Raw genomic sequence first — 26,689 nt, forward strand, 5'->3', positions numbered from 1 at the left:
GAATGCGGTGGGCCAGTCACATTGATACCGACGGTCACACTGCTTTCGCGAGCAGGCTCGCTCCCACAGGTCATAGGCCGGCCTTGGGTCACCCGCAGGCAATTCTTCAGAAACTTCCTACACTCATGTCATGCGTCTATTCGACAGGCGCATCGACGGTTCGCTGTTCCCTCGTATTGGCAGTCTGAACCCCTCAGCCGGTCACCCTGACTGAATATGAAGTCGAGGGCGTTCCGGGCCGACTACGCCAAACGATGCAACCTGATACAAATGATGCTGCTTCTACGCGCAGGCCTGGCGGCGCTGTTGCTGGGCACATTGAGTGTGGCGCCGGGGGTTGGCGCGGCACCCGAGTCGCTGCAGGTGCTCGGGCGATCCGATGTGAGCGACTATTCGGTGTCCCTGGGCGAAGCCGACAGGATCTGGCTCAAACAAAAAGGCCGGTTGTTGCTGGGCGCCTCGGCGCCGGACTACGTGCCCTTCAGCATCACCGGCAATGGCCGCGATTATGAAGGCCTGACCGCCGACTACGCGCAACTGCTGGGGCAGCTCCTTCAGATTACGGTGCAGGTCCAGCGCTATCCATCCCGTGCCGAATCGCTCCAGGCCCTGCGCAGCGGCGAAATCGACCTGCTTGGCACCGCCAACGGCTTTGAAGCCAGCGATCCGGACCTGGCGATGTCCCAAGCTTACGCGGATGACCTGCCGACCCTGGTGGCGCGCATCGACGACAGCCAGGATCTACCCCCGGACCTCGCGGGCAAGCGTGTGGCGATGCTGTATCACTACTTGCCGCCGGACACGGTCGAGGCTTTCTACCCACAGGCGTCTTTGCGGCTGTACCCCTCGACCTTGAGCGCCATCGGCGCCGTGGCGTTCGGTCAGGCCGACGTCTATCTGGGGGATTCGATCAGCGCCAACTACCTGATCAGCAAGAATTACCTGAACAATGTCCAGCTGGCGGACTTCTCGCGCATGGAAGTGCAGCCGTTTGCCTTTGCACTCGCTCGCGACAATGCGCGCTTGTTGCGCATCGTCAACGCGGCGCTGCAAGCCATTCCCGCCAGTGAGCGCATGAGCATCCTGCGCCGTTGGAGCGCCGGCGGCGCGAGCATGCCGGGCCAGCAAGCGTTGCATTTCAGTGTCAACGAGCAACGCTGGCTGGATGCCCATCCGCGAATCAAGGTGGCCATCCACGAAAGTTTCCTGCCGCTGACATTCATCGACGAACAAGGCCATTTACGCGGTATCAGCGCCGATGTGCTGGCGAGGATCAGTTTGCGCACCGGATTGAAATTCGATATCCAGCGCAGTAACTCGGTCCCCGACCTCATCGCGCAGATCAAGAGCGGCAAGGCCGACGTGCTCGCGGCCATCACTACCAGTACCGAGCTTGGGGATGACCAGGCGTTGCGCTTCACCCGGCCGTACCTGACCAACCCCTACGTGCTGGTGACATCGCTCAAGGCCAAGGCCCTGACATTGGACCAGATGGACGGCAAGCGGCTGGCACTGGTGCGGGGCAATGTCTTGCATGAATACCTGCTGGAAGCGTTTCCCCGGGTGAACCTCGTCCCCGCCGAAAACGTGCCGGACGCCATGGCTATGCTCGCCGCGGGCACGGTGGACGGCGCGATCAATTCATTGATCAGCGCCCGCTACATGATCTCCCGCCAATACCGCGACAAGCTGCAGATCACCAGCACCGTCGGTACGTTGCCTGCGCGCATTGCCCTGGCGACCAATCCGGATGCGTTGGAACTGCATTCGATCCTGGACAAGGCATTGCTGAGCATATCTCCCGAGGAAATGGACGAACTGACCAACCGCTGGCGCAGTGAAGTGGTCGTCGATGACAGCTACTGGCTGCGCAACCGCACGACCATTGTCCAAGGTTTCTCCATTGCCGCGCTGTTGTTGCTGGTGACGTTGGGATGGGTCTTTTACCTGCGCCGCCTGCTGGAGCAATTACGCCTGGCCAAGGAGAGCGCCGACGACGCCAATCGGGCCAAGACCACTTTCGTGGCAACCATGAGCCATGAAATCCGCACGCCTATGAACGCGGTAATCGGCATGCTGGAACTGGCCATGAAGAAGGCCGACCAGGGCGTGGTGGACCGCTTTGCCATCGAAGTCGCCTCGGGTGCCGCCCGGGGCATGCTGGACCTGATCGGCGACATCCTGGACATCGCCCGCATCGAGTCAGGCAAGCTGTCGCTGGCGCCGCAGCGGGCCAATCTGTACGAGCTGATCGAGTCGGTGGCGCGAATCTTCGAGGGCCTGGCCCGACAAAAACACCTGCGCCTGCAACGGGACCTGGATCCTGCGATCAACTGTGAGGTGTTGATCGATCCGTTGCGCTTCAAGCAAATCGTGTCGAACCTGCTGAGCAACGCCATCAAGTTCACCGACCAGGGCGCAGTGCGCCTGAGCGTGCGCGGCGAACCGAGCCTTGACGGTGGGCACCTGGGCATTGATGTGCGGGTCGAGGACACCGGCTGCGGTATTTCACCGGAGGACCAGCGGCGCTTGTTCAGCCCCTTTGCCCAAGTCGGCCCTAACCCCCAGTCGGCCCGCAGCGGTTCAGGGTTGGGGTTGGTCATCAGCCGCACCTTGTGCGAAATGATGGGGGGCACCCTGGTCTTGAACAGTGTGCCGGGGCAGGGCACGCAGGTCGAAATCCGCCTCAACCTGCCGCTGCTGGATGCACGGGCGCCCGCGCCTCCCGCGCAAATCGAGGCGCTGCTGCCAGGGCGGGCCCTGAGCATACTGGTGGTCGACGATTACCCGGCCAACCGTTTGTTGTTGTCCCAGCAACTGAGTTACCTGGGCCACCGCGTCCGGGAGGCGGAAAATGGTGTGCAGGGCTTGCACGCCTGGCGCAGCGAACCTTTCGATGTGGTCATCACCGACTGCAACATGCCCTTGATGAGCGGCTATGAGTTGGCCCGCGCCATTCGCGAGGAAGAGAGCGCCAGCAGCTTGCCGCCGGTGGTGATCCTGGGGTTCACGGCCAATGCCCAGCCCGAGGAAAAAGACCGTTGCGCCGAAGCCGGCATGGACGATTGCCTGTTCAAGCCCATCGGCCTGAAGGAACTCAATGAACGCCTGGCTTCGATAAAGCCTGCGTTTATCGACGACATTGATTTGACCAGCCTTGAACAACTGACCGGCGGCGACACGGCCTCTGTCAACCAACTGTTGCAGGCGCTGATCAACAGCAATGCCGACGATGCGGCCCGGCTGCTGCGTTTGTCCGGCCAGCGAGACCTGCTGGGCCTGTCCGACCTGGCGCATCGGATCAAGGGCGGGGCGCGCCTGATCAATGCCCACGCCTTGATTGCCGCATGCGAGGCGCTGGAAAGCGTTTGCCGAGGGGGCGACGGAGCATTGCTCGTCCGGGCTGTAGAGGATCTGCGCCAAGCCATGGATCAACTGGCTGAACGACTGAACACCCACCTGGTGACCGAGCCCGTTCCAGGTCCTACGTCCGGCGACCGGTCGGCATGACCATTTTCTCTTCGATTTTCGGATTAGTCCTACAGCGGCCTTCAAAAGCTTCCTCTAGCCTGACGCCCCTTATCTCCATGAAGCCGGTTCATACCTGGCGCGTTGCTACTGGAATGCCTGCCATGCCGAACAAAGCACTACGTATTCTGATTGCCGACAAGCAACACACTCATCGAATCGTGCTGGAACGCCTCTTCAATCAACAGGGCTATTTTCGGATCGTCCCGGTGAGCGACATGCAAGAGCTGTTGACACTGGTGGGGTACGACGGCGACCCGTTCGACCTGGTGGTCGTCAACGCAGGGCTGGCGAACGGGGTGCTGGATTTGCACGAGTTCATTATCGACAACCCGCAGATTCGTCACGCAATGGTCTACAACGCGCCACAAGTGGGGCGCTCGTCGGTTCCGGTTGCGCGCCGGTCCAGTCTGCATTTGAGCCATGCCCCACTGCCTGACCGCGCGTCGCTGCAGCGCCTGATGGAACGGGTCGACCGCCCGGCCAGCGAGCCCCTGCAATCATGGGATCAAGCCTTGCGCCAGGGCCGTGGCGGCTGACGCGGGCCGCCGGTCCGGACTGTCGGACCTGACAGGTGCCAAGCCCTGGCATGTGTGCAAGAGTCCGGTGCAGCCAAGGCATCGGTGCCGTTTGTTTTGAATGGGGGAACTGCCTTGAAAGACGTATTGATCGTGGATGACCACCCTGTCATACGGGGAGCATTGCGGCTCATTTGCCAGAATGAAGGCTTCACTCAGATCCGGGATGCCAGCGGGGCGGCCGATGCCCGGAGCTTCATCAAGGAAGGCGTGCCAGACCTGGTGATCCTGGACCTGGTGATGAACGGTTTCGATGGCCTGGACCTGCTGGTGTGGATCACGGGCCAGTTTCCCGACTGTGGTGTGCTGGTGTTCACGTCCCAGGATGCGCAGCATTTCTGCAACCGCTGCATCTCGGCCGGGGCCAGGGGGTTCGTCACCAAGAAAAGCGACCTGAAGGAACTGACCAAGGCCATTCATGCGTTGAAGTCCGGCTATGCGTATTTCCCACAAATGTCCGTCAGGCTGGATTTTCAACAGCGCACCGAACAGCAAGCCCTGGAAAGTCTTTCCACCCGCGAACTGTCCATCCTGCGCATGCTGGCCATGGGCATGCGCGGCAAGGACATCGCCGAGAGCCTGTTCCTGAGCCCGAAAACCGTCAGCACCTACAAGACTCGCCTGTTGGAGAAGCTTGGGTTGAAGTCATTGGTGGGCCTGTCAGAGTTCGCCAAGCGCAATCATCTATAAATGTGGGAGCGAGCTTGATCACTGTTCTTCATATAGAACGCTAAAGCCGATTTTTGCAGTCTAGTGCTTCAAAGGTGACGGTTTTATCCTGTCTCATCGAATCGCATCACCTGATTTGGAGACACGGCATGAAGAACATCATCGGCCTCTACACCAGCCCGCAGCCCCATTGGGTCGGCGACGGCTTCCCGGTTCGCACGCTGTTTTCCTACGACAACCTGGGCAAGCACATCAGCCCGTTTTTGCTGCTGGACCACGCGGCCCCCACCGAATTCGCACCCACCACCGAGCGTCGCGGTGTCGGGCAACACCCGCATCGCGGCTTCGAAACCGTGACCATCGTCTATCAGGGCGAACTGGAACACCGTGACTCCACCGGCAGCGGCGGCAAGATCGGGCCCGGCGACGTGCAGTGGATGACCGCCGCTTCCGGCATCATCCATGAAGAATTTCATTCCGAAGCCTTCGCCCGACAGGGCGGGTTCATGGAAATGGTCCAGCTGTGGGTCAACCTGCCAGCCAAGGATAAAATGGCCGCGGCCGGCTACCAGACGCTGCTCAAGGGCGACATTCCAACTATCGCCCTGAAAGACGATGCCGGCAGTCTGCGCCTGATCGCCGGGCACTTCGACGGCCAGCAAGGCCCAGCGAAAACCTTTACTCCCATCGATGTCTGGGACATCCGCTTGAATGCCGGGAAAAACCTCATCCTCGACCTGCATGAAGGCCACAGCACCGCCCTGGTGGTGCTGCGTGGTTCGGTCCTGGCCAACGACCGCGAGCGGGTCGAGGCCGGGCAACTGGCCCTGTTCGACCGGGCCGGTGACCAGTTGAGCCTGCACGCCAACAACGACGCGGTGATGCTGCTGCTCAGTGGCGAGCCCATCGACGAACCCATCGTCGGTCATGGTCCGTTCGTGATGAACAGCGAGCAGGAAATCCACCAGGCCTTCAATGACTTCCATTCCGGGCATTTTGGGCGGATGGAGGCGAAATCACAGCCACACTGAATTTCCTGTGGGAGCGGGCTTGCTCGCGAACGCGCAGTGTCAGTGAAACAAGTGCTTGTTGATACATTGCCTTCGCGAGCAAGCCCGCTCCCACACTTTGGTCGTGGTGAACACAAATCTTGCAACTACCGAAAGTCTCCTGTGTGAGCGAGCTTGCTCGCGAAGGCGGCCTGACAGTCGATGCTTCATTGACTGATACAGCGAAATCGCGAGCAAGCTCGCTCCCACAACTGATTCGTGGGGATCTCTACAGCGTCTGCAATCTGTGCCAATCTTCGCCCCAATGATCTCCCTGGAGCTGTCCCGATGCCGTCGCTGATTTCCGACCACCCGCTGCTCTGTGCCTTGGCGTTGCTTGTGCTCGACTTACTGATGTGGCGGCTGGTCAGCGCAGATCGGATCTATTGGAAAGTGGGCGGGCGATTGGTGATTTTTTCGCTGTTCAGCGTGCTGCTGTTCAACGAAGGGCTCAACCCCATGGAGCCGGCACAATGGGTCGAAGATGTGCCCCGGCACCTGGCGGCCACCGGTTTGCAGATCGCCTGGTGGTTGTTCGCCGCGCGAACCCTGACGGTGATGATTGTCGCGGCGATGATGCAGCGGGTCGGCCATACCGGGCGCTTATTGCAGGATTTGCTGGGCGCGGTGATTTTCCTGATTGCCGTCATCGCGGCGTTGGCGTATGTGCTGGACCTGCCGGTCAAGGGCGTACTGGCCACGTCCGGCGCGATGGCGATCATCGTCGGCCTGGCCTTGCAGAGCACCCTCAGCGATGTGTTTTCCGGGATCGTGCTCAACACCACCAAGCCCTACCAGCTCGACGACTGGATCTCCATCGACGGCACCGAGGGTCGGGTCACCGACATTGATTGGCGGGCCACCCGGTTGCAGACCGCCCAAGGCAGCATGGCAGTCATTCCCAATTCGCTGGCAGCCAAGGCCAAAGTGATCAACTTCAGCCGGCCCAGCGATGTCCACGGCTTATCCATCAGCGTCCAGGTCAGCCCCCACGTGCGTCCACAAACCGTAATCGACGCGTTGGAGCGAGCGATGATCGGCTGCCGTACCTTGCTCGCCAGTCCGGCACCCTGCGTCACGCTCAAAAGTAGCGGCAATGAGGGCGCGGAATACGAGATCAGCGGGTTCGTCGCCTCCCGCGCCCAGAAGCGCGAGGTGCGTAACCAGTTGTTCGACCTGGCGTTCCGGCACTTGCAAGCATCGGGCGTGAGCCTGTTGTCCGGCAGCGAAAGCGCCATGGCCAAGGACGCATCGCGGCCCCGGGCGTTGCTGGAAAGCTCGAATATTTTCTCCACGTTGCGCCAGGACGAGAAAGAGACCTTCAGCCAGAACATGAGCTTGCAGACGTTCCGTGCCGGCGACCTGATTTTGCCGGCCGGGGAAGTCAGCGATCATTTGTTCATCGTCGAGTCCGGCGTGGTCAGTGTGACGCTTGTACGCAACGGCCAGCCTTTCGAGGCCGCGCGCATGGGGCCGGGGGAGGTGATCGGCGAAGCCGGGATCGTGTCCGAGCAGGCTACCCTGGCAAGCTTCTCGGCCAAGACGTTCTGCACCCTCTATCGTATCGAGAACAGCTATCTCAAACCTTGCCTCGACGCCCGTCGCGACATCAACGATGCCATGAAAAACTTGCTGGACGTGCGCATCCACCTCGCCCAGAACCTGACCCGTGACGTGCCCAAGCCAATCGCCAAGAAGCGCTTCCTGCAATGGCTGCGCAGTCGGGCCTGAACGACCCTCGAAAGGTGCATCGTCCCCCCGTGGCGAGGGAGCTTGCTCCCGCTGGGTGGCGCAGCCGCCCCAAAATGGCCCAACACCATTTTCCAGGCAGACCGCATCGGCTGGGTTACGACTGCTTCGCAGCCGAGCGGGAGCAAGCTCCCTCGCCACAATTGCGGTCTTCAATAGCCCCGCGCCCGGCCGCGCTGATTGGCTACCCGAACTTCCCAATAATTGGCTATTTGCCCTGCGCCAGCGCAGGGCTAACGTAGCGCCACACCCAATTGTCCTGGAGTTCGCCATGCAACCGCGTATCGATTTCTACACCGCGTCCCCTGAGGCCCTCAAAGCCATGATCGCCCTGGAAACCGCCGTCTCCAAGCTCGGCCTGGAAAAGCCGCTGCTGGAACTGGTCAAGCTGCGCTCCTCGCAGATCAATGGCTGTGCCTTCTGCATCGACATGCACACCGCCGATGCCCGCAAGGACGGCGAGACCGAACGTCGCCTGTACGCCGTGACCGCCTGGCGCGAAGCACCGTTCTTCACCCCGCGTGAACGCGCCGCACTGGCCTGGACCGAAGCGCTGACCCGCTTGAGCGACACCCATGCGCCGGACGCCGACTTTGAACTGCTCAATCAGCATTTCACCGCCAAGGAAATGGTCGACCTCACCGTGGCGATCAACACCATCAACGGCTGGAACCGCCTGGCGGTGGGTTTTCGTAAGATGCCCGAGGCGTGAGCCGCTGCTCCATTCAATAGACACAACCCTGTGGGAGCGAGCTTGCTCGCGATGGCGTCGGTACCTTCGACATCACCGCAAACTGACACACCGCCTTCGTGAGCAAGCCCGCTGCCACAAAAAATCTTCGTCCACCGATCCGCCCAGGACCGGCTCGCCAGCCAGTCATCCCACGCCGGGAACTTCGCCCGTTTGATTTTCTTCTACCTACAACAGACGGCTCCAGCCGTCTTTTGTCAGAGGAGTCGATCATGCAAGTTCAAGTCAACAGCAACCATATCGAAGGCAGTGCCCGCTTGCAGGAGTGGGTCGGCAGCACGGTGGCGGACGCCCTGCACCGGTTTGAAGATCAACTGGCCCGGGTCGAGATTCATGTCAGTGATGAAAATGCGCAGAAGGGCGGTGCGGCGGACAAGCGTTGCCAGATCGAAGCACGGTTGCAGGGTGTTTCGCCGGTGTCTGTCAGTCACAAGGCTGAAAACCTGGAGCTGGCCGTGGAAGGGGCTGCGGAGAAAATGGTCCACGCGCTCGATCATCAGATCGGCAAGCTCAACCCTGCCGTGGAGTCCATGGGCCGCGTGACCGCTCCCGTGGATGAGGCGCCGCCCGAGGTGGTGGATTCGATGTTGGAGGAAGACTTCCTCGAAAACCAAGAGGCCCGGGGCAAAGAATAAGGAGACGATCATGACCGCTCATCAACCCTTCAGCCGCCAAATGCTGACCGAGCTACTGGCGTTCGACGAACAGCCGAGCCTTTCGTTGTACATGCCCACCCACCGCACGTTCCCGGAGCGCAGCCAGGACCCGATCCGCTACAAGAACCTGGTGCGCGAACTGCAGGCCCAACTGGAACAACAGCATCCGGATCTGGATAACACATCATTGCTCGAACCGTTCCTGGCGCTGGTCGATGACCAGGATTTCTGGAACTCCAATCGGGACGGCATCGCGGTATTCGGCGCACCCGACTATTTCAAGGTCATCGCAGTGAACCAGCGCTTGCCGGAATGCGCCTTCGCCAACAGCCATCCGTATCTCAAGCCATTGCTGCGACTGGCCCAGTCCACCGAGCGCTATCAGGCGCTGTGCCTGACTCGCGATGAAGTCTGGTTGTATGAAGGCAGCTCGCAGCAACTGGAGAAAGTCGAGCTGTCCGAACAAGTGCCGCGCAACCAGGTAGAAGCCCTGGGCGAGGACTTGACCTCTGGCGACCAGCAAGGTTTCCCCAACGGGTTCAGCCGCAGCAGCGAACGCGGCGATCCGATGATGCACGAGTCGGCCGGCGGCGGTAAGCAGGACGAAATCAACCTGGACCGCGAGCGGTTCTTCCGTGCCGTGGACAAAGCCATTCTTGAACACCATTCCCAGCCGTCAGGGTTGCCGATGATTCTGGTGGCGTTGCCGGAGAACCAGGCGGTGTTCCGCGCCGTCAGCCACAACTCGCACCTGCTGGGCCAGGGCATCGATGCCGACCCGTCGCGCATGAGCGTGGAAGAGTTGCGCGTGCATTGCTCGAAGCTGATGAACCACAGCCACTCGGACCGGATCGTCGACAGCCTGAACCGTTATGGCGTTGCGGTGGGGCAGGGACGGGCGCTGGACGGTCTCGCCGCCATTGCAAAGGCTGCTTGGGAAAGCCGCGTGGCGCTGCTGTTGGTGGAGGCGGAGCGCCAAGTGCCAGGCCAGCTCGATCCAGACAAGGGCAAGCTGATTATCGATGAGACCGGCGATGCACAGGCGATCGACGTGCTGGACGAGCTGATCCTGGCGGTCACCCGGCAAGGCGGCGAGGTGGTCGTGGTTCCTCCTGAGCATGTCATGCCCACCGACACGGGCGCGGCGGCCGTGTGCCGGTTCTAAGGAAATCACGCGTTTGAATGCCGAGCCTGGTGGGAGCGAGCTTGCTCGCGACAGTGGTGTGTCAGTTGGCATGCGTAGGGGCAGTCAGTCTGTCATCGCAAGCAAGCTCGCTCCCATAGGCTGGCATTGCAGCTTCGGACGACAGGCACCGTAATAGGTTTGCTTCGTATTAATAGGAAGCATTACTATTCACGCCCCGTTTCCACAGCGCGCCGCGATGACCTCCAAGCTGCCCCGCAGACCTGGCTTCCTAGAGCATTACGAAGAGTTGATCGGCACCTGGACCCGTCGCCTGCGCAATCGCCAGCAGGCCGAGGACTTGGCCCATGACACCTTCGTGCGGGTGCTTGAGTCGAATTCGGCGGAGGTCGAACAACCACGGGCCTATCTGCACCAGACCGCGCGCAACATTGCGGTGGATGGCTATCGGCGCGAAGATCGACGGGGGGCCATGGAGGAGGTGGCGGTTGACCATAGCCAGTCGCTGTCGGGCGACCCGGAGCATTTCATGCACGCGATCCAGTTGGCAGACTCCATCGAACGAGCGCTTGCCGAACTGCCGGCCAACTGCCGTACGGTGTTTGTCTGGCAGAAGATCGAAGGCTTGACCCAGGCCGAGATTGCCGAGCGCCTGGGACTGTCCAAGAACATGGTGGAAAAATATATGATCCGCACCCTGCGGCATCTGCGTGATCGCCTGGACGGGCCTGAGCAATGACCCGTCGCTATTTTCCACCTGAGCCACAGGACCTTCCGATGGACAGCCGTGAATGCCCGTGCGGGCAGGACAGGGTTCGCGACGAGGCGGCGCAGTGGTTCGTGCGCTTGCAAGCGCCGGCCATGGGTGTCGAAGAGCGCCAGCGGTTTGAAGCCTGGCTGGACGAACACGCCAATCACCGCGATGAAATTCAATTGCTCCAGGGGATCTGGAGCGCCACGGACCTGCTGCCCAAGGAACGCCTGCAAGCGTTGTGCGAGCCACCGGCCAAACGTCCTCAGCGCCGGCCATTGTTACGCTACGCGGTCGCCGCCGGGCTGCTGGCGGTGGTGGTCGGGTTGGGGTTGTTCAGCGGCTTGAGTTCCTCCACCGACTACAGCGGCGAATATGCCACCGCCTTCGGCGAGCGCCGGCACATTGCATTGCCGGACGGTTCGGTGATCGACCTCAACAGCCGCAGCCGGGTGCGCGTTCGATTCGCCCACTATCAGCGCCGGGTGGAACTGGCCGAAGGCGAGGCGTTGTTCAACGTCGAGCACGATGCCAGTCGGCCATTCACTGTCGACGCGGGCAACGGCCAGGTGACAGTGACCGGCACGCGCTTCGATGTGCGCCGTGATCCCGACAAGACCCGTATCGCGGTGGCGCAGGGCAGCGTCAAGGTCCAGGGACGCGCCGCGCGCCAGGCTCAATCGGTCAGCCTGACTGCGGGCCTCGGTACCCAGATCGATGCTCAGGGCAAAGTCGCCACACCCTATGCGGTAAACACCGAGGCGCTCACTGCCTGGCGCAACGGCAAGCTGGTGTTCAACGACGCGCCGCTGAAGGACGTGGTTGAAGAAGTTTCCCGTTATCGCGCCCAGCCCTTGCGAGTCGCCAACACGGCGGTGGGCAACTTGCGCCTGACCAGCGTGTTCCGCGCCGACGATCCCGAGGCGCTGCTCAAGGCGCTACCGAACATTTTGCCGGTGGCGGTGCGGTCCCTGGATGACGGCAGCCAGGAAATAATTGCGCGATAGATTCAGGTTTTTTTCGAGTTCTTCGTCTTCTTGTCCAACTGCAACTGGTTTGCATTAACAGACGCGTATTCTTGCGATTCGACAGGACAAGGTTCGACGTGAAAACCTCCGCCAAACACCACTACCGTTCCTCTTCGCGCTGGCTGCCGCTGGCCTTGACCCTGGCCGTCAGCGCCGCGCTGCCCCAGGCATTTGCCGATCAGGCCGCAGCCATTCACATCCAGGCGCAACCGCTGGGCCAGGCCCTGAGCCAACTCGGCCAGCAGACCTCGTTACAGGTGTTCTTCAGCCCTGAGTCGGTGGTCGGCAAGCAAGCCCCGGCGGTGGAGGGCAACCTGTCGCCGGAGGCGGCCTTGCGTCAATTGCTGCAAGGCAGCGGGCTGCGCTACCAGATCGATGAAGGGGCGGTGACGGTGGTGCCGGCGCCGTCGACATCCAGCGCCGGCCCAATGGAACTGGGGGCCACGCAAATCCAAGTGGTCGGCGACTGGCTCGGTGACGCCAACGCCGAAGTGGTGCAGAACCATCCCGGCGCGCGGACGGTGGTGCGCCGCGAGGCGATGGTGGAACAGGGCGCCATGAACGTCGGCGATGTGTTGCGGCGCATACCGGGTGTGCAGGTGCAGGACGCCAATGGCACCGGTGGCAGCGATATTTCCTTGAATGTCGGCGTGCGCGGCCTCACCTCGCGCCTTTCACCGCGCTCCACGGTACTGATTGACGGCGTGCCGGCGGCGTTCGCTCCTTACGGCCAGCCGCAACTGTCCATGGCGCCGATTTCTTCGGGCAACCTGGACAGCATCGACGTGGTGCGCGGTGCCGGCTCGGTGCGCTACGGGCCGCAGAACGTCGGCGGGGTCATCAACTTCGTGACCCGTGCGATTCCGGAAAAAGCCACCGGTGAAATCGGCAGCACGCTGGAAACGTCCCAGCGCGGCGGCTGGAAGCACATCGACACGGCGTTCCTCGGCGGCACCGCCGACAATGGCCTGGGCGTTGCGCTCCTGTATTCGGGCGTCAACGGCAACGGTTATCGTCAGAGCAACAACGGCAACGACATCGACGACGTCATCCTCAAGACCCATTGGGCGCCCACCGAGGTGGATGATTTTTCGCTGAACTTCCATTACTACGACGCCAAGGCCGACATGCCCGGTGGTCTGAACCAGAAGCAGTACGACGCCGACCCGTATCAGTCCGACCGCGACTGGGACAACTTCAGCGGCCGGCGCAAGGATGTGTCGTTCAAGTGGTTGCGACAGATCGACGACCACACCCAGGCCGAAGTGCTGACCTATTACTCCGACAGCTATCGCGGCAGCACCATCGCGTCCCGGGACCAACGCAACCTGGTGTCCTACCCTCGCACCTATTACACCTTCGGCATCGAGCCGCGGGTGTCCCATGTGTTCGACCTGGGGCCCACCACTCAAGAAGCCAGTGTGGGTTATCGCTACCTCAAGGAGGGCATGCACGAAGAGGCCAGCCGCCTGGCATTGCGGGATAACCAACCGGTGGTGCGACCGGGCGCCGACGGTCACGTCTATCAGGACCGTACCGGCGGCACTGAAGCGCACGCGGTCTACATCGATGACAAGGTTGATGTCGGCAAATGGACGATCACCCCAGGCATCCGCTTCGAGCGCATCAGCACCGAGTGGCACGACCGGCCGGTCCTCGACACGGCCGGTAGCCCTGTGCAGGAAAAGCGCCGCAGCATCGACAGCAACGAACCGCTGCCGGCCCTGAGCGTGATGTATCACCTGTCCGATGCCTGGAAGCTGTTCGCCAACTACGAGACCTCGTTCGGCAGCCTGCAGTATTTCCAACTGGGCCAGGGCGGCGACGGCAACAACACGGCCAACGGACTGAGCCCGGAAAAGGCCAAGACCTACGAGATCGGCACGCGCTATAACGATGACGTGTGGGGCGGGGAGGTGACGCTGTTCTATATCGACTTCGATGACGAGCTGCAATACATCAGCAATGACGTCGGCTGGACCAACATGGGCGCGACCAAGCACCAGGGCCTGGAAGCTTCGGTGCATTACGACATGGCCGCGCTGGACCCGCGCCTTGAAGGCCTGACCGCCAACGCCGGCTTCACCTACACCCGGGCGACCTACGAAGGTGAAATCCCGCGCTTCAAGGGCCGTGATTTGCCGTTCTATTCCCGTCAGGTGGCTAACGTGGGCCTGCGCTACGACGTCCACCGCTGGACCTACAACCTCGATGCCTTTGCCCAGTCCAAGCAACGTTCACCGGGCAACAGCGTGAACGCCGATGGCAGCTTCAGCGGCGATTACATCACCGATGGCAGTGCCGATGGACAGTACGGCGACATGCCGGGCTACGTGCTCTGGAACGTGCGCGCCGGCTATGACTTCGGCGCGCAGCTGTCGAACCTGAAAGTCGGCGCCGGGGTGAAGAACCTGTTCGACCACCAGTACTACACCCGCTCCAGCGACAACAATTCGGGTATCTACGTCGGCGCACCGCGTACGTTCTTTGTGCAGGCCAGCGTGGGGTTCTGATCGAGGATCAGGCTAGATCCTGTGGCTTGGAACACAATTTCTCGGGTTGAAAGACAATTCCTGTGGCGAGGGAGCTTGCTCCCGCTCGGCTGCGAAGCAGTCGTAATCCGGCGGATGCGGTGTGCCTGATGCTCCGCGTCCGGCAGGTTTTGGGGCCGCTTCGCGACCCAGCGGGAGCAAGCTCCCTCGCCACAGTGGGGTGAGCAATCAGACCTTCAACACCCTGCCACTGGCCGCCACGGCGACCAGCGAAAGAGCAATCAACCCAAAGGCCAGGCTCAGGCTGCTGCCGTGGGCGACGAACCCGATCAGCGCCGGGCCGGCGAGAATGCCGGCATAACCGATGGTGGTGATGGCCGGAACGGCAATCGCTTCCGGCATCAGGGTCTGTTTGCCGACGGCGGTGTACAACACCGGCACGATGTTCGAACACCCCACGCCGACTAACGCATACCCCAGCAGCGCGGCTTGCCACATCGGTGCGAGGGTCGCCAGCAGGAACCCCGCTGCGGCCACTGCCCCGCCGTAGATGATCACGCGTTTGGCACCCAGGCGATGCACCACCGTGTCGCCGGTCAGCCGGCCGACGGTCATGGTCAGCGCGAACGCCGCATAACCCAGCCCGGCGTAGGCCGTCTGCACGCCGCGCTCGGTGGTCAGGAACACGGCGCTCCAATCCAGCACCGCGCCTTCGGCGAGGAACACGATAAAACACAGGATGCCGATAAACAGCACCACGCCGTGGGGGATGGCAAACGCCGGGCCCGAGCTTTCGCTGCCGTAGGGCAGCAAATGCGGTGCAGCCTTGAACAACGCCACCAGCAGCACGCCATTGACCGCCAGCGTCGCCCCCAATGGCGAAAGCCCCAGGCCAAGCAACGCGCTCACGCCGGCCGCGCCAATGATCCCGCCGAGGCTGAACATGCCGTGGAAGCCGGACATCATGGTCTTGCCACTGGCCCGTTCGACGATCACTGCTTGCAGGTTCACGGTCGAGTCCACGGTGCCGAGCCCGGCGCCGAACAGGAACAACGCCGCCACCAACCAGGGCAAGGACGTCATGGTAGCCAACAGCGGTAACGCCAGGCAGATCAGGACCGTCCCGCCGCTGAGCACCTGACGGCAACCGAATCGCGCGGCGAGCGCGCCGGAAATCGGCATCGCCAGGATCGAACCCACGCCGAGGCACAACAACAGCAACCCGAGGGTGCCTTCATCCAGGTTCGCCCGCACCTTGGCGTAAGGCACCAGCGGCGCCCAGGCGGCGATGCCGATGCCGGCGATGAGGTAGGCAATGCGGGTGGACATCTGCTCCAGGCGTCCGGGCGTAAAGGTGGGCGGGGGCGTAATGGCAGTCATGAAACGTCCTTGGTTTTTCGCGGTGCGGTGAGGCGGGCAGGGGAACTATGCTTGCATATCCACTGACCGCACTGCGACCCCAAGGTGCCGACGCCTTTCAGGAGGCGCGAGCAAGCTTTGCCCAGCAGCTTCTGCCAGCCTAAAGTAGCGGCCCTTGCTGGCAGATTCAGGGTTTGGTCGATGACGCAGTTTTACGACGCACGCGGCAATATCTATGGGGTCGTCTCACCGCAGCAGGCCCGTGCCGATGGGGTGGATCTGCCGCACTCGGCGGCCCTGGCTGCGCAAACGCGTCAATCCTGGGCGACGGCTGCGGTGCATGCCTTCTGTGCCTGGGCACCGGGCGAAGCACCGCCGGGCGCCAAGGCCCATCGCAGTGACGGTCTGTTGATCGGGCCGTTCCAGAACGAGCCACCCTTTGACCTGTTGATCGTCAACACCGACGGCACCCTGGCCGAGCGCAGCGGCAACGGCCTGACGATTTTCTCCCAGGCCCTGCATGAGCAAGGCTTGATGCCGAGTGAGAAGGATTGTGTGCTGCAAGTTCATCACGACAATTCACAAGGTCGCTCACCGCTGCAAACGTCGGTGCGTGCCGCTGGGTTCGAGGGGGTGCAGGGTTTTTGGCTGGACCTGGGGCGACCGTTGTTTGGGGCCCAAGCGGTTGGCGCCCAGGACGTGGAAAGCGTGACCTTCAATCAACGGGACGTCAGTCGCGTGGCTGCGTTGCAAGCATTGAATCCGGCGTGGGAGAACAGCCAGTTCGTGAACATTGGCAATCCACATTGCGTGACGCTGGTGGCGCGTGCCGAGGCGCTGCCGAGTCATCCGCAGATGCTTGCCGCCGCGCTGTCCCAAAGCCTGACGCGCATCGCCTTTGCCGCGCCCGGTGGATCTGGAATTCCGTGCCCGATGGGGGTGAACCTGCAATGGGCCTGGCGCGAAGTCGAAGGGCGAATCGCCGCTCGGGTATTCGAACGGGGCGAAGGTCCCACCGCCTCATCGGGCACCAGCGCCAGCGCCGTGGCCTGCGCTGCATGGCGGGTGGGCTGGGTGAAGGCGGGGCCAGTGAGCGTGGTGATGCCTGGCGGCACCGCGCCGATTCTGCTGGAAGAAGAGGCTGGCGAACTGAGGCGGGTCAGGCTCTTCGGAACAGCGCGAACCGCACCGTAGAAAATCTGCACGTCCAGCGACACGGCCGATGGCCTCATCGCGAGCAAGCTCGCTCCCACAGGTTGGTGGGGGTCAGCCTAGCTGCGGGGCGAATTCCACCACGGGCATCTGTCGCTTCATCAGCACTTCGCCGTTGCGAATCGAGTAGAGCGGCAAGCCCTGGCTGCGGATCACTTCATAGTCGCTGTCGGCCGAGAGGATCAGCAGGTTCGCCGGGCGCCCTGGTTCCAGGCCGTAGCGCTCACCCAGGGCCATGGCCTTGGCGCTGTTGTCAGTAACCAGGTCGAGGGCGCTTTGCAGGTTGCGGTAGCCGAGCATATGGCAGATGTGCAGACCGGCTTCCAGCACCCGCAGGATGTTGCCGTTGCCCAGCGGATACCACGGGTCGACAATGGAATCCTGGCCGAAGCACACGTTCATTCCAGCCTCGAGCAGCTCATTGACCCGAGTGACGCCGCGGCGTTTCGGGAAGTTGTCAAAGCGCCCCTGCAGATGAATGCTTTCGGTCGGGCACGAGACGAAGCTGATGCCCGAGTGTCCGAGCAGGCGGAACAGCTTGGCGCAATAGGCGTTGTCGTAGGATCCCATGGCCGTGGTGTGGCTGGCGGTAACGCGCGAGCCCATGTCTCGGCTGCGGGCCTCTTCGGCAAGGACTTCAAGAAAGCGCGAATGCGGATCGTCGGTTTCGTCGCAGTGCACATCCACCAGGCAGCCGGTGCGTTCGGCCAGGTCCATGAGGAATTTCACTGAACTGACGCCTTGGTCGCGGGTGTATTCGAAGTGCGGGATGCCGCCCACCACGTCAGCGCCCATGCGGATCGCTTCTTCCATCAGCTCGCGGCCATTGCGGTAGGACTCGATGCCCTCCTGAGGGAAGGCGACGATCTGCATGTCGATCAGGTGGCGGCTTTCCTCGCGTACTTGCAGCATCGCCTTGAGGGCCGTGAGCTCGGGATCGGTCACGTCGACGTGGGTGCGTACGTGCTGGATGCCATGGGCGGCGAGGGCCTGGATGGTTTTCCCGGCGCGGGTCCTGGTGTCTTCCTCGGTGATGGTGGCCTTGCGTTCGCCCCAGCACTCGATGCCTTCGAACAGTGTGCCGCTCATGTTCCAGCGCGGCTCGCCGGCGGTGAGGGTCGCGTCCAGGTGGATGTGCGGCTCGACGAAGGGTGGCACCACCAGGTTGCCGCCGGCATCGAGGTCTTCCGGGCCAAGGCTTGGCGCCTCGGTCTGGCGGGCGATGCTGGCGATCAGGCCGTTTTCCAGGTGCAGTTCATGCAAGCCTTCACGGTTGCGCAGGCGGGCGTTGATGATATGCATCAGGTCAATCCTTTATAGGTCTTGTAGGGGCGCGTCAGCGGTGCGAGTACCCATTACGCCGATCAGTAGCACATACGTTAGCGCGCCGGTGGCGATTCCTACCAGTGGCGCGACCCACGGCGAGTTGAACGCGGCGACCGTACCCACCCCATAGGCCAGCAGCCCCGGCCAGTTGAACGCCGGAAGTTGCGCGTCAGCCAGGCGCGGATAGCGACCGCGCCAGCGGAAGAAGAAATCGGCCATGATCACGCCGCCAATCGGCGGGATCACCGTGCCCAACAGAATCAGGTAGGGCACCAGCAAATCGTACATGCCCAGCAAGGCCAGTAGCGTGCCGATCACCGCGCCGCCCAGGGTCACGGTTTTGCGCCGGCGAGTGCGCAGCAGGTTGCAACCGGCCACGGCGAAGTTGTAGATGGTGTTGTCCTGGGTGCTCCAGATATTGAGCAACAGCATCGCCATCGCCGCCATGGCGAAGCCCTGCAAGAGCAGCACTTCGACCACGTCCGGCTGCTGATAGACGATCGCCCCGTAGGCGCCGATCAGCACCATCAAGCCGTTGCCGAGAAAGAAGCCGATCAGGCTCGCCAGGACCGCGACCTTCGCCGAGCGGGAGAAGCGCGTCCAATTGGTCGCCTGGGTCGCGCCGCTGACGAAGGTGCCGAACACCAGTGTGATGGCGGTGGACCAGTCGAGGCTGCCCGTCGGCACCACGGCCAGCAAACCATCGAGCCCACCGACCTTCACCGTCGCCACCCACATCGACAGCATCAGCAGCAACATCATCGCCGGCACAGCGATATACGAAAGGATTTCCAAGCCGCGATAACCCACGTAGGCCGTCGCGCAGAAGCCCAGGCCGAACAGCACCATCAAGCCCAGCACGGTGCCCTGGTCCAGTTCGAAATATTTGCCCAGCACCACCGCGGCGGTCGCGGTGCCCCAGGCGTACCAGCCGATCTGGGTGAAACCCAGGATCAAGTCACTGAGCTTGCTGCCCACCTCGCCGAAACAGAAACGGCCCATCAGCACCGAATTGAGCCCACTCTTGAAGGCGATATAGCCCAAGCCGGCGGCATAGAGGCCCAGCAGCAGATTGCCGACCACGATCACGGTGAGCATCTGGGCAAAACCGAACGCCACCCCGAGCTTGCCTCCGGCAAACATCGTCGCGGTGAAAAAGGTGAAACCCAGCAGCACCATGGCCGTGGAGGCCAGGCCTTTTCGCGCATGCATCGGGACTTCGCTCAAGGGGTAGTCATTGCCCGGATCGTTCTGAGTCATGTGGCGGTCCTTGCGGATGGGAGGGATATCGCAAGCGTGCAGTGGCCGTGCCAAGCGAGTGAACGCGAGGTTATTTATAGACAATCGTTGGATTTTAGTTGGGCGAAGGGGCGAAAACGGTGCGGGCGTGATTCAAGTTGGGACAGCGTTTGCATTGCGCATGGAGGTCCCTTGTGGGAGCGGGCTTGCTCGCGAAAGCGGTGAGTCAGGTAGAAATATGTTGGCTGACACACCCCCTTCGCGAGCAAGCTCGCTCCCACAGAGATACGGTTTCTTCAGGTGCAAGAGTTCAACGGCAGGAACCGCAACAGCGCCGCCACGATCGCCTCCGGCGCGTCTTCCTGAACCAGGTGCCCGGCATTCGGGATCGGCTGGAATAGCGCGCCTGGAATCCGCTTGTGCAAGGCCCGGCCGCGCTCGATGGGGATCCACTGGTCATCCTCGCCCCAGAGTAGCTGGGTCGGGCAGCGTACCTTCGGGTACAGCCCTTCGACCTCGCGGGTATAACACTCGTCCATCTGTGCAATCTGCCGGTAGAGCGCCGCCTGGCCTGTCTCGCCAAGCCATGGCTGCACGTAGGGCGCCAGTTCCGTGTCGGGGATGTCCCGCTTGATCGCGCCGCGGATATAAGTCGGCACGATGGCTCGCTGAATGTAATCGGGCAGGCCGCTGAAGGCCGCTTCATGCTGGCGTACGTGCTGCACAAAAGGTGAACCCCAGGGCGACAGCGCCACCGGGTCGATCAGCGTCAGGCTGCGGTAGTCCTTGCCATTGAGCAGGTGCGTGCGCAGTGCGGTGGCGCCGCCGAAGTCATGGGCCACCACATCGGGGCAGTCCAGGCCCCAGTGTTCCAGCAGTTGCGCGAGCAGCTGGTTTTGCACGCCGAGGGACACGTCGGCATCGGGCTGCGCGGACTGGCCATAACCCAGCAGGTCGAAGTAATGCACCCTGTGGGTGGCGAAGAACAGCGGGGCGATCCGGTGCCACACGTAGGATGAGAAGGGCGTGCCGTGGACGAACACCAGCGGCGGGCCATCGCCGTGGATGGCGTAGCGGATGGGGTGTCCGTTGAAGTCGTATCGCTGATCCAGCGGCCAGTTGGTCATGTTCGACGCTCCACTGAGAAGGGTTCAGAGGACGGAGCATAGGCCAATGCAATGGAGTTGGAAAAACACAATCGTGGCGAGGGGGCTTGCTCCCGCTGGGGCGCGAAGCGGCCCTCAAGCCTGAGATGGCGGTGTGTCGGGTTGAATCGAGCCGCTGCTGTTGGGGCTGCTGCGCAGCCCAGCGGGAGCAAGCTCCCTCGCCACGGGAGCCTACTTGCCGCAAGGACAATGGTTACTCGCCGTGATAGATGCAGCCGCTGGTGCATGTTTCATGGATGCGAATGGCGCTGAGTTCAGGCAGCAACGGCTTCAACTCATTCCAGATCCACTTGGCCAGTACTTCGCTGGTAGGGTTTTCCAGGCCAGGAATGTCGTTGAGGTAGTTGTGGTCCAGGCGCTCGTAGAGCGGCTTGAAGATCGCCTTGATCTCCGAGAAGTCACGAATCCAGCCAGTATGCGGGTCGAGGTCGCCGCTCAAATGGATCGCCACCTTGAAGGAGTGACCGTGCAGGCGGCCACACTTGTGGCCGTCCGGCACGTGGGGCAGGCGATGGGCGGATTCGAAGGTGAATTCTTTGAAAATTTCCACAGGTTCGGGCTCTTTAAGGTAGCGGTCGCGAGGCAGGCGGCGGAGTTTATCAGTTTGAACCCTGCGTTGCGCGACCGTGCTGACTAAAGGGTCAGCAAACGCTCGCCCAGCGCACCGTTGGCCGTCAGTTCGAGGAACTCGTCGCCGAGCCGGCGGCTTTCGTCCATCGCCGTGCGCCAGTATTTGCGGCGGCTTGGGTCATCGCCCATGAAGCGCTTGAAGTCGTTGCGGTCCGGCAGCTTGCCGAAGGGCAGGCGTGCCAGGTATTCACGGGACGGCGCCAGCAACAGCACGTCTTGCAAGCGTTCGGCATCGCCCCGGCGCCATGGCAAACCTTTGTCGAACCAGCCGGGGATGACTCGGTCGGTAAAATGCGGGTATAGCACGATGCCGTCGCCGCTGTAGGGCAGGTCAAGGTGGTAGTCGAGCAAACCGCCGTCGCGGTAGGTGCCGGCACCGGCGCCCGGCAGGTCGCGCACGCCTTCCATCACCATCGGGATCGAGCCCGATGCCAGCAGGGCCTGGCGCAAGTTGCCGGCGTCCAAGGCAACGAAACGGGACGGAAAATCGTTCAACGGATGCAGCGGCGGGGCCAGGCGCGGGTCATGGATGATCAGCCGTTCGAAGTGCCGCGACAGCCGCGCACGGCCCCGCAGGTTGTCGGCGATCACCGAAGACAACCCCAGGCCCAGCCGCCCGCGATGATCGAGGGCCAGCAAACCGTGGCTCTTGACCACCATGATATTGAGCCGGTAATGCGGGTTGGCGAGGATCGAAGTGTCGCGGCCCTCGAGCAAATCATCGAGCATGCGTTGCGAGCTTTGTGTGACCCCGGCCATGGTCACGCCTTTGGCGAAGCTTTGCTCGTTGTATAAAGTGCCCAGGCGGCGGAGGCCTTCGGCGGCATCCGGCAGGCAGGCGCTGGCGAAGCGCCAGGAGCCCACCGAAGCCCCGATCAGCGAGCGCTCCCGGGGCGCGGCGGGCAGCCATTCGCCGAACAGCGCCAAATCCAGGCCTTGGATGCCGAGAGCCTTTGGACCACCGGCGGCACCCGGCAGGATTCCGACGTCGGCGGCGTTCAGGCCGGCTTGGCGAATTCGCGCGAACGCACGGGCCCCGGCCTTGAGGGTGAGGGCGGGAAACTTGATGTGAATGGCGGTCATACCGGTCTCGAATGCATACAAGCGAAAGATTATAGCGACACAAAACCCTGTGGGTGATGTGGGTTCCATGATGGCAATTCAGTTTCAGTTAAGTTGATCCCGATACAGTCCACCGCTGAAGACTATAAAAAGGAGATAACCCATGAACCGCCTGACTGCCTTATTCATCGCGACGCTCATGGTCATCGGTACTGGCGCGGCGCACGCCAGGGACCTCAACGAGGACGAAGCCCGCAAACTGCAAGACGCTGGTACCATCCTGTCCTACGAAAAACTCAACGCCGCGGCCTTGGCCGAGCACCCGGGCGCCACCTTGACCGATACCGAGCTGGACGAAGAATACGGCAAGTACATCTATCAAGTGGACCTGCGCGATACCCAGGGCATCGACTGGGACGTGGAAGTAGACGCCGTCACCGGCAAGGTGCTCAAGAATCATCAGGATACGTAATGAAGCTTAATCGATGCGCCCGTTGCCGCTGGGCGCTGGTGCTGCTGGGATTTTGTTCGCTGGCCCTGGCCCGCGACCTGGATCAGGACGAAGCCCTGCAACTGCGCCAGCAGGGCGTGATCCTGCCGCTGGAGCAGTTGCTGCAGCAGGCGCTGGATCTGCATCCCGGCGCCAAGCTGCTGGAGGCCGAGCTGGAAGAAAAGCACGGTGTCTACATTTATGAGGTCGAACTGCTGGACACCGACGGCGTCGTGCGCGAACTGGACCTGGAGGCCGCGACCGGCCGTTTACTCAAAGATAAGGAAGACTGATGCGCCTGCTTCTGGTGGAAGATCACGTTCCCCTGGCCGACGAACTGATGGCCGGGCTGACACGACAGGGCTACGCCGTCGATTGGCTCGCCGATGGTCGCGACGCGGTGTACCAGGGCAGCAGCGAGCCTTACGACCTGATCATTCTCGATCTCGGCCTGCCGGGTGTGCCGGGGCTTGAGGTGCTGGCCCAATGGCGTGCCGGCGGCCTGGCGACCCCGGTGCTGATTCTCACCGCGCGCGGATCCTGGGCCGAGCGGATCGAGGGTCTCAAGGCCGGTGCCGACGATTACCTGACCAAACCCTTTCACCCCGAGGAGCTGCACTTGCGGGTCCAGGCGTTGTTGCGCCGCTCCCATGGCCAGGTCAACCAACCGACGCTCAAGTCGGCCGGGCTGCATCTGGATGAGGGCCGCCAATGCGTGGTTCGCGACGGCACGGACATCCAGCTGACCGCCGCCGAGTTCCGGCTGCTGCGCTACTTCATGCTCCACCCCGAGCAAATCCTGTCCAAGAGCCACCTCGCCGAACATCTGTATGACGGTGAAACCGAGCGCGACTCCAACGTTCTCGAAGTCCACGTCAATCACCTGCGGCGCAAACTGGGGCGCAGCGTCATCGAAACCCGTCGCGGCCAGGGCTACCTGTTCGGCGGGCAGGCGCAGTGAGATCGATCCAGCGGCGCCTGAGCCTGGGCCTGATCGGTGTCATGGTGGTGGTCGGCCTGGTTCTGGCGCAAACCAGTTTGTGGCTGTTCGAGCTGGGCTTGCAGCGCTACCTGGAAGCCGGGCTGCGTAACGACAGTGAAAACCTGCTGGTTGCCCTGGTGCGCGGGCCACAGGGTTTGCAACTGGATGAGCGGCGCTTGTCGCCAGCCTATCAACGGCCGTTTTCCGGGCATTATTTCCGCATCGACTTCGCTGATGTGCATTGGCGTTCCCGCTCGCTGTGGGACCAGGAACTGCCCCGGCTCGACCATCCAGGCCTGCACAGCAACCTGCAACTGGGGCCCGAGGGCCAGAAACTGCTGGTGTTGCGTACCGACTATCGGCGACTGGGCCAGGGGATTTCCATCAGCGTGGCTCAGGACTACACGCCGGTGCGTGACAGCTTTCGGCGGATGCAGCAGGTCGGCCTCGGCCTGGGGTTGGCGGGGCTGCTGTTGATCCTGCTGCTGCAACGCCTCACTGTGCGCCGGGCCTTGCGTCCGCTGGATCGCGCCCGGGAGCAGATCGCGCAGTTGCAACGCGGGCAGCGTTCGCAACTTGATGAACAAGTGCCGCGGGAGCTGGAGCCCCTGGTGGCGCAGATCAACCACCTGCTGGCCCACACCGAAGACAGCCTCAAGCGTTCCCGCAATGCCCTGGGCAACCTGGGCCATGCCCTGAAGACTCCGCTGGCGGTGCTGCAAAGCCTGGCGTCCAATGCGAAGCTCGACCCCTATCCCGAGTTGCGCAAGCTGTTGCTCGATCAGTTGGAGCAAGTCAGGCAGCGTCTGAACCGTGAACTCAACCGCGCCCGACTGTCCGGCGATGCCTTGCCCGGCGCGCACCTGGATTGCGATGCCGAACTGCCAGGGCTGCTGGCCACGCTCAACATGATCCACGGCGAACACCTGCAACTGAGCTACGTGGCCCCACCAGGCTTGCATTTGCCTTGGGACCGGGAGGATCTGCTGGAGCTGCTGGGCAACCTGCTGGACAACGCCTGCAAATGGGCCGACGCCGAGGTGCGCCTGACGGTAAACGAGACAACCGCAGGGTTCAGCCTGGCCGTGGAAGACGACGGCCCGGGCATTCCCAAGGATCGCCGCGACCAAGTGTTCAGCCGCGGCACCCGACTGGACGAGCAGACCGATGGACACGGCCTGGGGCTGGGCATCGTGCGGGACATCGTCGACAGCTGGGGCGGGATGCTGGCGTTGGACGACAGCGAGTGGGGCGGGTTGAAGGTCGTGATCGAACTGCCCAAGCGCTGAAACCTGCGCCAACCCCCTGTGGGAGCGGGCGGTGATGGGTGCAAACATTGCGAGACGTTAAAACCCGCCGCATGACGCTTGCAGCCTGGCGCCGCTTGCTGCAAAGTCGCGACCTTTTTGTCCGGTGGCTTTCCATCGCTGTGCTTTGAGGTAACGATGATAAATGCAGTAATTGCCGCGGTTGGCGTCATGCTGGTGCTCAGCCTGTCCCGGGTGCATGTGGTGATCGCCCTGATTATCGGCGCATTGGTAGGTGGCCTGACCGGCGGCCTGGGGATCGAGGCGACACTCAAGGCCTTTAATGCCGGCCTTGGCGGCGGTGCGACGGTGGCGTTGTCCTACGCCTTGCTCGGTGCGTTCGCGGTGGCGATTGCCAAGTCGGGCATGGCCCACGCCTTGGCAGACAAGGTCCTGGCCTTGGTGGATCGCCAGGACGCCGCCGGTGGTTCTGGGGTCAAATGGGTCCTGATCGGCCTGCTGGGTACGGTCGCGGTCGCCTCACAGAACGTGTTGCCGATCCACATCGCTTTCATCCCGCTCCTGGTGCCGCCGCTGCTCTATGTGCTGACCAAGCTGCAACTGGACCGCCGCCTGATCGCGTGCGTCATGACCTTTGGCCTGATCACGCCCTACATGTTCCTGCCGGTGGGCTTCGGCAACATCTTCCTCAATGAGATCCTGCTGGCCAACATTTCCCGCAGCGGCGTGGACGTCAGCGGCATCAACGTCACCCACGCCATGGGCATTCCGGCGCTGGGCATGGTGTTCGGCCTGCTGCTGTCGTTGTTCAGCTATCGCAAGAAACGCGTCTATGACATGAAGAAAATCGCCCGGGTCGAGCAGGTAGCGGTGCGCTACAACCCGCTGAGCCTGACGGTGGCCAGTGTTGCCGTGGCGGCCGCGTTCGCGATCCAGTTGCTGGTGGATTCGATGATCATTGGCGCGCTGGTCGGGTTCCTGATTTTCTCCTTGTCGGGAGTGGTGCGCTGGCGCGAAACGGACGATCTGTTCACCGAAGGCATGAAGATGATGGCAATGATCGGCTTCATCATGATCGCTGCCTCGGGGTTCGCCGAAGTGATGAAGGCCACCGGTGAAGTCCAGAGCCTGGTGGAAGCCTCGGCGGGCTGGATCGGTCACAACAAGGGCATCGGCGCGCTGATGATGCTGCTGGTGGGACTGCTGGTGACCATGGGCATCGGCTCGTCGTTCTCCACGGTGCCGATCCTGGCGACCATTTTTGTGCCGCTGTGCCTGCAATTGGGCTTCAGCCCGCTGGCGATCGTCTGCATCGTCGGCACCGCTGGCGCCTTGGGCGACGCCGGCTCGCCTGCCTCGGACTCGACCCTGGGCCCGACCTCCGGCCTGAACATCGATGGCCAGCACCATCACATCTGGGACACCGTGGTCCCGACCTTCATCCACTACAACCTGCCGCTGCTGGCATTTGGTTGGGTGGCGGCGATGGTTTTGTAACGCTTCAACAAGGCTCGCGGACCGAGTCGCGCCCTTCGCGAGCAAGCCCGCTCCCACACTGAA

Annotated in this window: 23 protein-coding genes; 17 read left to right on the forward strand and 6 right to left on the reverse strand. The window is 62.4% G+C overall.

Translation table 11 applies throughout. The annotated features are described in order from the left end of the window. The first annotated feature begins 270 nt into the window (after nt 1-270). The 11 genes from PFLQ2_RS19310 (at nt 271) to PFLQ2_RS19260 (ending at nt 14,416) form a co-directional block, all read left to right on the forward strand. Nucleotides 271-3,510 carry a transporter substrate-binding domain-containing protein gene (locus PFLQ2_RS19310; RefSeq protein ID WP_003179671.1) on the forward strand — a complete coding sequence of 1,080 codons (3,240 nt, stop codon included), beginning with the start codon at nt 271-273 and terminating at the stop codon, nt 3,508-3,510. Nucleotides 3,511-3,632: 122 nt separating this feature from the next. Continuing rightward, a complete protein-coding gene (locus PFLQ2_RS19305) occupies nt 3,633-4,067 on the forward strand; it encodes a response regulator (protein WP_003179673.1) in 435 nt (144 codons plus the stop codon). 114 nt (nt 4,068-4,181) lie between these two features. After that, nucleotides 4,182-4,796: a response regulator transcription factor gene (locus PFLQ2_RS19300; RefSeq protein ID WP_003179675.1), complete on the forward strand. Its 615-nt coding sequence runs from the start codon at nt 4,182-4,184 to the stop codon at nt 4,794-4,796. A gap of 128 nt (nt 4,797-4,924) precedes the next feature. Next, complete coding sequence (locus PFLQ2_RS19295) at nt 4,925-5,806, forward strand: pirin family protein (protein WP_003179676.1); 882 nt, start codon at nt 4,925-4,927, stop codon at nt 5,804-5,806. Nucleotides 5,807-6,112: 306 nt separating this feature from the next. Further along, entirely contained in the window at nt 6,113-7,555 is a 1,443-nt protein-coding gene (locus PFLQ2_RS19290) for a mechanosensitive ion channel family protein (RefSeq protein WP_003179678.1), read from the forward strand. A 289-nt stretch (nt 7,556-7,844) separates the two neighbouring features. Beyond that, nucleotides 7,845-8,285 (forward strand): carboxymuconolactone decarboxylase family protein, encoded by a 441-nt coding sequence (locus PFLQ2_RS19285; protein ID WP_003179679.1) that lies wholly within the window; start codon nt 7,845-7,847, stop codon nt 8,283-8,285. A gap of 251 nt (nt 8,286-8,536) precedes the next feature. Then, nucleotides 8,537-8,959 (forward strand): HPF/RaiA family ribosome-associated protein, encoded by a 423-nt coding sequence (locus PFLQ2_RS19280; RefSeq protein ID WP_003179682.1) that lies wholly within the window; start codon nt 8,537-8,539, stop codon nt 8,957-8,959. A gap of 10 nt (nt 8,960-8,969) precedes the next feature. Next, nucleotides 8,970-10,145, forward strand: a complete 1,176-nt coding sequence (locus PFLQ2_RS19275; protein ID WP_003179684.1) for a hypothetical protein — start codon at nt 8,970-8,972, stop codon at nt 10,143-10,145. 217 nt (nt 10,146-10,362) lie between these two features. Continuing rightward, the gene (locus PFLQ2_RS19270) at nt 10,363-10,863 is read left to right on the forward strand and encodes a sigma-70 family RNA polymerase sigma factor (protein ID WP_003179685.1); all 501 of its coding nucleotides are present in this window, start codon (nt 10,363-10,365) and stop codon (nt 10,861-10,863) included. Nucleotides 10,864-10,901: 38 nt separating this feature from the next. After that, entirely contained in the window at nt 10,902-11,882 is a 981-nt protein-coding gene (locus PFLQ2_RS19265) for a FecR family protein (RefSeq protein ID WP_003179687.1), read from the forward strand. Between the two features lie 98 nt (nt 11,883-11,980). Next, nucleotides 11,981-14,416, forward strand: coding sequence for a TonB-dependent siderophore receptor (locus tag PFLQ2_RS19260; RefSeq protein WP_003179688.1), 2,436 nt, complete (start codon nt 11,981-11,983; stop codon nt 14,414-14,416). Nucleotides 14,417-14,623: 207 nt separating this feature from the next. On the opposite strand, the gene PFLQ2_RS19255 is transcribed toward PFLQ2_RS19260, so the two are convergent. Next, nucleotides 14,624-15,775, reverse strand: a complete 1,152-nt coding sequence (locus PFLQ2_RS19255) for an MFS transporter (protein WP_003179690.1) — start codon at nt 15,773-15,775, stop codon at nt 14,624-14,626. A 180-nt stretch (nt 15,776-15,955) separates the two neighbouring features. On the opposite strand from PFLQ2_RS19255, the gene PFLQ2_RS19250 reads away from it, so the two are divergent. Next, on the forward strand, nt 15,956-16,948 hold the full coding sequence (locus tag PFLQ2_RS19250; RefSeq protein WP_003179692.1) for a diaminopimelate epimerase: 993 nt from the start codon (nt 15,956-15,958) through the stop codon (nt 16,946-16,948). 72 nt (nt 16,949-17,020) lie between these two features. On the opposite strand, the gene codA is transcribed toward PFLQ2_RS19250, so the two are convergent. The 5 genes from codA to PFLQ2_RS19225 form a co-directional block, all read right to left on the reverse strand. After that, entirely contained in the window at nt 17,021-18,268 is a 1,248-nt protein-coding gene (gene codA, locus PFLQ2_RS19245) for a cytosine deaminase (RefSeq protein WP_003179693.1), read from the reverse strand. A 12-nt stretch (nt 18,269-18,280) separates the two neighbouring features. Further along, entirely contained in the window at nt 18,281-19,552 is a 1,272-nt protein-coding gene (codB, locus tag PFLQ2_RS19240; protein ID WP_003179694.1) for a cytosine permease, read from the reverse strand. Nucleotides 19,553-19,827: 275 nt separating this feature from the next. Beyond that, entirely contained in the window at nt 19,828-20,658 is an 831-nt protein-coding gene (locus tag PFLQ2_RS19235) for an alpha/beta fold hydrolase (RefSeq protein WP_003179695.1), read from the reverse strand. 232 nt (nt 20,659-20,890) lie between these two features. Then, complete coding sequence (gene queD / locus PFLQ2_RS19230; protein ID WP_003179697.1) at nt 20,891-21,247, reverse strand: 6-carboxytetrahydropterin synthase QueD; 357 nt, start codon at nt 21,245-21,247, stop codon at nt 20,891-20,893. A gap of 83 nt (nt 21,248-21,330) precedes the next feature. Next, nucleotides 21,331-22,410, reverse strand: coding sequence for a patatin-like phospholipase family protein (locus tag PFLQ2_RS19225; protein ID WP_003179698.1), 1,080 nt, complete (start codon nt 22,408-22,410; stop codon nt 21,331-21,333). A gap of 142 nt (nt 22,411-22,552) precedes the next feature. Between PFLQ2_RS19225 and PFLQ2_RS19220 the strand changes: the two genes are divergently transcribed. From PFLQ2_RS19220 to PFLQ2_RS19200, 5 genes are all read left to right on the forward strand, one after another. Then, the gene (locus PFLQ2_RS19220) at nt 22,553-22,861 is read left to right on the forward strand and encodes a PepSY domain-containing protein (protein ID WP_003179700.1); all 309 of its coding nucleotides are present in this window, start codon (nt 22,553-22,555) and stop codon (nt 22,859-22,861) included. Beyond that, the gene (locus PFLQ2_RS19215) at nt 22,861-23,172 is read left to right on the forward strand and encodes a PepSY domain-containing protein (RefSeq protein ID WP_003179702.1); all 312 of its coding nucleotides are present in this window, start codon (nt 22,861-22,863) and stop codon (nt 23,170-23,172) included. The genes PFLQ2_RS19220 and PFLQ2_RS19215 overlap by 1 nt, the downstream gene beginning before the upstream one ends. Beyond that, a complete protein-coding gene (locus PFLQ2_RS19210; RefSeq protein ID WP_003179704.1) occupies nt 23,172-23,840 on the forward strand; it encodes a response regulator transcription factor in 669 nt (222 codons plus the stop codon). The genes PFLQ2_RS19215 and PFLQ2_RS19210 overlap by 1 nt, the downstream gene beginning before the upstream one ends. Continuing rightward, the gene (locus tag PFLQ2_RS19205) at nt 23,837-25,150 is read left to right on the forward strand and encodes a sensor histidine kinase (RefSeq protein WP_003179707.1); all 1,314 of its coding nucleotides are present in this window, start codon (nt 23,837-23,839) and stop codon (nt 25,148-25,150) included. The genes PFLQ2_RS19210 and PFLQ2_RS19205 overlap by 4 nt, the downstream gene beginning before the upstream one ends. A 159-nt stretch (nt 25,151-25,309) precedes the next feature. After that, a complete protein-coding gene (locus PFLQ2_RS19200) occupies nt 25,310-26,626 on the forward strand; it encodes a Na+/H+ antiporter family protein (protein WP_192814259.1) in 1,317 nt (438 codons plus the stop codon). Nucleotides 26,627-26,689 lie beyond the last annotated feature (63 nt).

Origin of the sequence: Pseudomonas fluorescens Q2-87 (genome assembly GCF_000281895.1) — a bacterium.
GTDB classification, from domain to species: Bacteria; Pseudomonadota; Gammaproteobacteria; order Pseudomonadales; family Pseudomonadaceae; genus Aquipseudomonas; species Aquipseudomonas fluorescens_S.

Coding starts and splice junctions, on each gene's coding strand:
- PFLQ2_RS19295 (WP_003179676.1), top strand. CDS start 4,925: ATGAAGAACATCATCGGCCTCTACACCAGCCCGCAGCCCCATTGGGTC.
- PFLQ2_RS19250 (WP_003179692.1), top strand. CDS start 15,956: ATGACGCAGTTTTACGACGCACGCGGCAATATCTATGGGGTCGTCTCA.
- PFLQ2_RS19290 (WP_003179678.1), top strand. CDS start 6,113: ATGCCGTCGCTGATTTCCGACCACCCGCTGCTCTGTGCCTTGGCGTTG.
- PFLQ2_RS19220 (WP_003179700.1), top strand. CDS start 22,553: ATGAACCGCCTGACTGCCTTATTCATCGCGACGCTCATGGTCATCGGT.
- codB (WP_003179694.1), bottom strand. CDS start 19,552: ATGACTCAGAACGATCCGGGCAATGACTACCCCTTGAGCGAAGTCCCG.
- PFLQ2_RS19280 (WP_003179682.1), top strand. CDS start 8,537: ATGCAAGTTCAAGTCAACAGCAACCATATCGAAGGCAGTGCCCGCTTG.
- PFLQ2_RS19265 (WP_003179687.1), top strand. CDS start 10,902: ATGGACAGCCGTGAATGCCCGTGCGGGCAGGACAGGGTTCGCGACGAG.
- PFLQ2_RS19275 (WP_003179684.1), top strand. CDS start 8,970: ATGACCGCTCATCAACCCTTCAGCCGCCAAATGCTGACCGAGCTACTG.
- PFLQ2_RS19255 (WP_003179690.1), bottom strand. CDS start 15,775: ATGACTGCCATTACGCCCCCGCCCACCTTTACGCCCGGACGCCTGGAG.
- PFLQ2_RS19285 (WP_003179679.1), top strand. CDS start 7,845: ATGCAACCGCGTATCGATTTCTACACCGCGTCCCCTGAGGCCCTCAAA.
- PFLQ2_RS19210 (WP_003179704.1), top strand. CDS start 23,172: ATGCGCCTGCTTCTGGTGGAAGATCACGTTCCCCTGGCCGACGAACTG.
- PFLQ2_RS19310 (WP_003179671.1), top strand. CDS start 271: ATGATGCTGCTTCTACGCGCAGGCCTGGCGGCGCTGTTGCTGGGCACA.
- PFLQ2_RS19305 (WP_003179673.1), top strand. CDS start 3,633: ATGCCGAACAAAGCACTACGTATTCTGATTGCCGACAAGCAACACACT.
- PFLQ2_RS19225 (WP_003179698.1), bottom strand. CDS start 22,410: ATGACCGCCATTCACATCAAGTTTCCCGCCCTCACCCTCAAGGCCGGG.
- PFLQ2_RS19215 (WP_003179702.1), top strand. CDS start 22,861: ATGAAGCTTAATCGATGCGCCCGTTGCCGCTGGGCGCTGGTGCTGCTG.
- codA (WP_003179693.1), bottom strand. CDS start 18,268: ATGCATATCATCAACGCCCGCCTGCGCAACCGTGAAGGCTTGCATGAA.
- PFLQ2_RS19235 (WP_003179695.1), bottom strand. CDS start 20,658: ATGACCAACTGGCCGCTGGATCAGCGATACGACTTCAACGGACACCCC.
- PFLQ2_RS19270 (WP_003179685.1), top strand. CDS start 10,363: ATGACCTCCAAGCTGCCCCGCAGACCTGGCTTCCTAGAGCATTACGAA.